This is a genomic window from Aminobacter sp. P4_H6_2 (genome assembly GCF_056400805.1).
Genome location: NZ_JBFUKO010000626.1, coordinates 1 through 3038 on the forward strand (window position 1 = coordinate 1; position 3038 = coordinate 3038).

General features: G+C 61.4%; 3 protein-coding genes and 1 pseudogene. All 4 read right to left on the reverse strand.

What is annotated here, in order from left to right:
- Positions 1 to 91: 91 nt before the first annotated feature.
- On the reverse strand, positions 92 to 751 hold the full coding sequence (locus AC1DUU_RS27660; protein ID WP_476786550.1) for an amino acid ABC transporter permease: 660 nt from the start codon (positions 749 to 751) through the stop codon (positions 92 to 94).
- A complete protein-coding gene (locus tag AC1DUU_RS27665) occupies positions 741 to 1400 on the reverse strand; it encodes an amino acid ABC transporter permease (RefSeq protein WP_476786551.1) in 660 nt (219 codons plus the stop codon). The genes AC1DUU_RS27660 and AC1DUU_RS27665 overlap by 11 nt, the downstream gene beginning before the upstream one ends.
- Complete coding sequence (ehuB, locus tag AC1DUU_RS27670; RefSeq protein WP_476786552.1) at positions 1397 to 2305, reverse strand: ectoine/hydroxyectoine ABC transporter substrate-binding protein EhuB; 909 nt, start codon at positions 2303 to 2305, stop codon at positions 1397 to 1399. The genes AC1DUU_RS27665 and ehuB overlap by 4 nt, the downstream gene beginning before the upstream one ends.
- A 111-nt stretch (positions 2306 to 2416) precedes the next feature.
- Positions 2417 to 3038 (reverse strand): annotated as a pseudogene (locus AC1DUU_RS27675) (hypothetical protein); the annotation flags it as partial.

Consider the following 3038-nt stretch of genomic DNA (forward strand, 5'->3'; position numbering starts at 1 on the left):
AGCTGGTCGTCGGTCTGGGTCATGGTTCTCTCTGTGCTTTAAGTGAACAATCTAAGTGTCTGAATTTGCGGAGACGTGACCGACCGCGGGGTTACCGGTTTGTCGGCCCAAGCAGGCGGATCTCAAGCCGCTTGATGGCTTGCGAAATGACGAGTGCAAGACCAAGGAAAATGAGGCCGGYAACCGTTAGCGGCTCGGCGTAGCGATAAGTGTCAGACGCAATGTCGAAGGCACGTCCGAGCATCTCGGGCACCGCCAGCACCGCCAGATAGGGCGTCGCCTTGAGGATCGAAACGAAGTAGTTGCCCATGGGGGCTGCGATATTACGCAGCATCTGCGGGGCGATGACAAAGATGGTGGCATCCATCCGGCTCAGCCCCAGGGCCCTTGCGGCTTCGGCCTGACCATTGGGGATGGCATCGATGCCGGCCTTGAACACCTCTGCGAGATAGCCGCTGTAATAGAAGCTGAGCCCGATGATGCCGACGGCAAGCGCACCAAGGCGAATGCCGTAAAACGGCAATATGAAATACAGGCAATAGAGCCAGACCAGCACCGGCGTTGCCCTGATGAAGTCGATCACGAAGCCGACGAAGAGGCCTCCGACACCGCCCGAGCGGCGGATGAGTTCAAAGCCGAACCCGATGGCCGAGGCACCGAGGCAGCTGAGGGCCGCCACCAGCAAGGTCATGCCGATGGCGCTCAGGATTGTTGGCACCGTCGACAGCGCAAACGCGACATCAAACGCCACGACGCGCCTCCCTTGCCGGGTTGATGCGCCGTTCGGCCCAGCGCCCGAACAGCGCGACCGGATAACAGACGATGAAGTAGGCCAGCAGCAGTGAGGTGTAGATCGGCACAGGATCGTATTCGATCTGGGAGATCTCCTTGGCGCGGAAGGTCATGTCGGTCAGCGTGACCAGCGAGACCAGCGATGTCGCCTTCACCAGTTGGATCAGCTGGTTGATGAAGGTCGGGCTCATCGCCACCAGCGCCTGCGGCAGCTCAATGCGCAACAAGATGGTGGAGCGCTTGAGCCCCAGTGCGTGGCCAGCTTCTTTTTGGCCACGGTCGAGCGCCTGCAGGCCTGCCCTGACGGCCTGGCTGGCATAACCGCCAATGTTGAGCCCCAGCACCATGGCAGCGACTGTCATCGCGGACAGCGCCACTCCGGCCAGGGGCAGGGCGTAGTAGAAGACAAACAGCAAGATGATGACTGCAGAGCTGCGCCAGAACTCGATGATCGAGGTCACGACAAACCGCACCGGACCCGTCGTCAGATACTGGGCGACGCCGAAGACAAGGCCAAAGGGGATGGCAAAGACAAGGCCGTAGAGTGTCACCAGGGCGGTGACACGAAATCCCTGCAGAATGCCGAGCCAGATCTCGAGCATACTCATTTGCCCGCACCCACAGTGCCAGCACCGTCGGTACCCGCGCCATTGCCACAGAGCTTCTCCACGGTGACCGTATTCGGCACGACCTCAGTCTCGCCAAAGCCATATCGGGCCATGATCTTGGTCACCGTGCCGTCCTGCGTCAGGGCAGCCAGTCGTTCATCCCACAGCGCTCTCAGATCCTGGTCTTCGGCGCGGAAGGCGACAGCTGCATAGGTCGCCTGTTCATCTGTCGTCACGAACGGTGTCGCACTCTCCAGGCCCTTGGCCTTGCCGCCCGCAAGCAGCCCGATGACGGTGGGAGACGACAGCACCGTCACATCGATGCGGCCGGAGCGCAGGGCCGAGATGTTGGCTTCGATGTCGGGGAACAGCAGCATACGGTTTTCAGGCACACCGGCTGCAGCCGCATTCTTGACCGAGACACTTCCGCGTCCGGCACCCATGATGATCTCTTTGCTCACAATATCCGCAAAGCTATGGATCTGTTTTGGGTTGCCAGCGAGCACGATGGCGGCGTCGTGCACCTTCAGATCCGGAGACCCGAAGGCGACCTGCCGGCAGCGCTCAGGCGTGATGGAAAGCCCAGAGGCAACGGCATCGAAGCGCCCTGCCAGCAGACCCGGAATCAAGGCCCCAAACTCGGTGACCCGGATATCGAGCTCCTTGACGCCGAGTTCGGAAAAGGCAGCTCTCAGCAGGTCCGGGTGCCATCCCTTGGCCTCGCCAGTGGCTTCATTGCGAAAGCCCCAGGGTGAGCGGTTGTGGATGCCAATGACGATCTTGCCCTCGCGCAAGATCCGCTCCTTGGTGGTCTCGGCCCAAGCCGTGCCACCCAACATGATGAGCACTAGCGCAAAAACTGCACTCCATATGAGTGCGAGCCGCACAGGACTTCTCAAGCTCATTTTCTCTCTCCCATTGTTGTGAAGGTGCCTGCTCGACGGCCGATGCAGGGACGTCTGGTGTGTGTTGGCGCGTGCCATCGCAGTCTCGCCTCCCGCGATCCTGCAGTGGGTTCAGCCTCGCCGCCGGCGGCTTCCGGCAGCCGTCTCGCCGTCTGACATGTATGCGCGGGGTCGGCCGGTCTCGCCGTCCAGGCCGGGGCTGTCGCCAGGCTGATTGCCGCCAAGCTGGCTATCGCCGGGGCGCGGCAGCACGTGCCTGTCGCGGTCGCTCAGGTCCTTGAGATCCGCCAAAACCGACTGAATTTGCGGCCAGGGAAATGACGAAGTGTCATCCACGTTCTCGCCAGCGCCGACTATGACTTTTAGTTTGGCGATGACCCCGACAAGTGACTGTGCGGGTGTGTCTGCCACGGCATCGAGGATTTGGTCTTCAGCTTCAATGGCCTCGATCTCGGCAGCGCGGACCCGCGAGTATCCGACCTCAACATCAAGCGCGTCCCAACGTCTCTGATGATCTGTCAGGGCCGCTTCTTCAGCTGCGGACATCGTGCTGGAAACGGCGTTGTTACAGCGCGCCGGGCTACCAGCCGAAGGCCGATGGTATCCCGGAGCCGAAAGCGATGTGTCCCTCCCGCCGTTACCCGGTCCGTCGCTGGGATCAGAAGAGCCCAGGGCGTTCCTGATCCGTGTCTCCAAGCGCTGCTGCAGTCGACACAGAACCACGACCATGTGG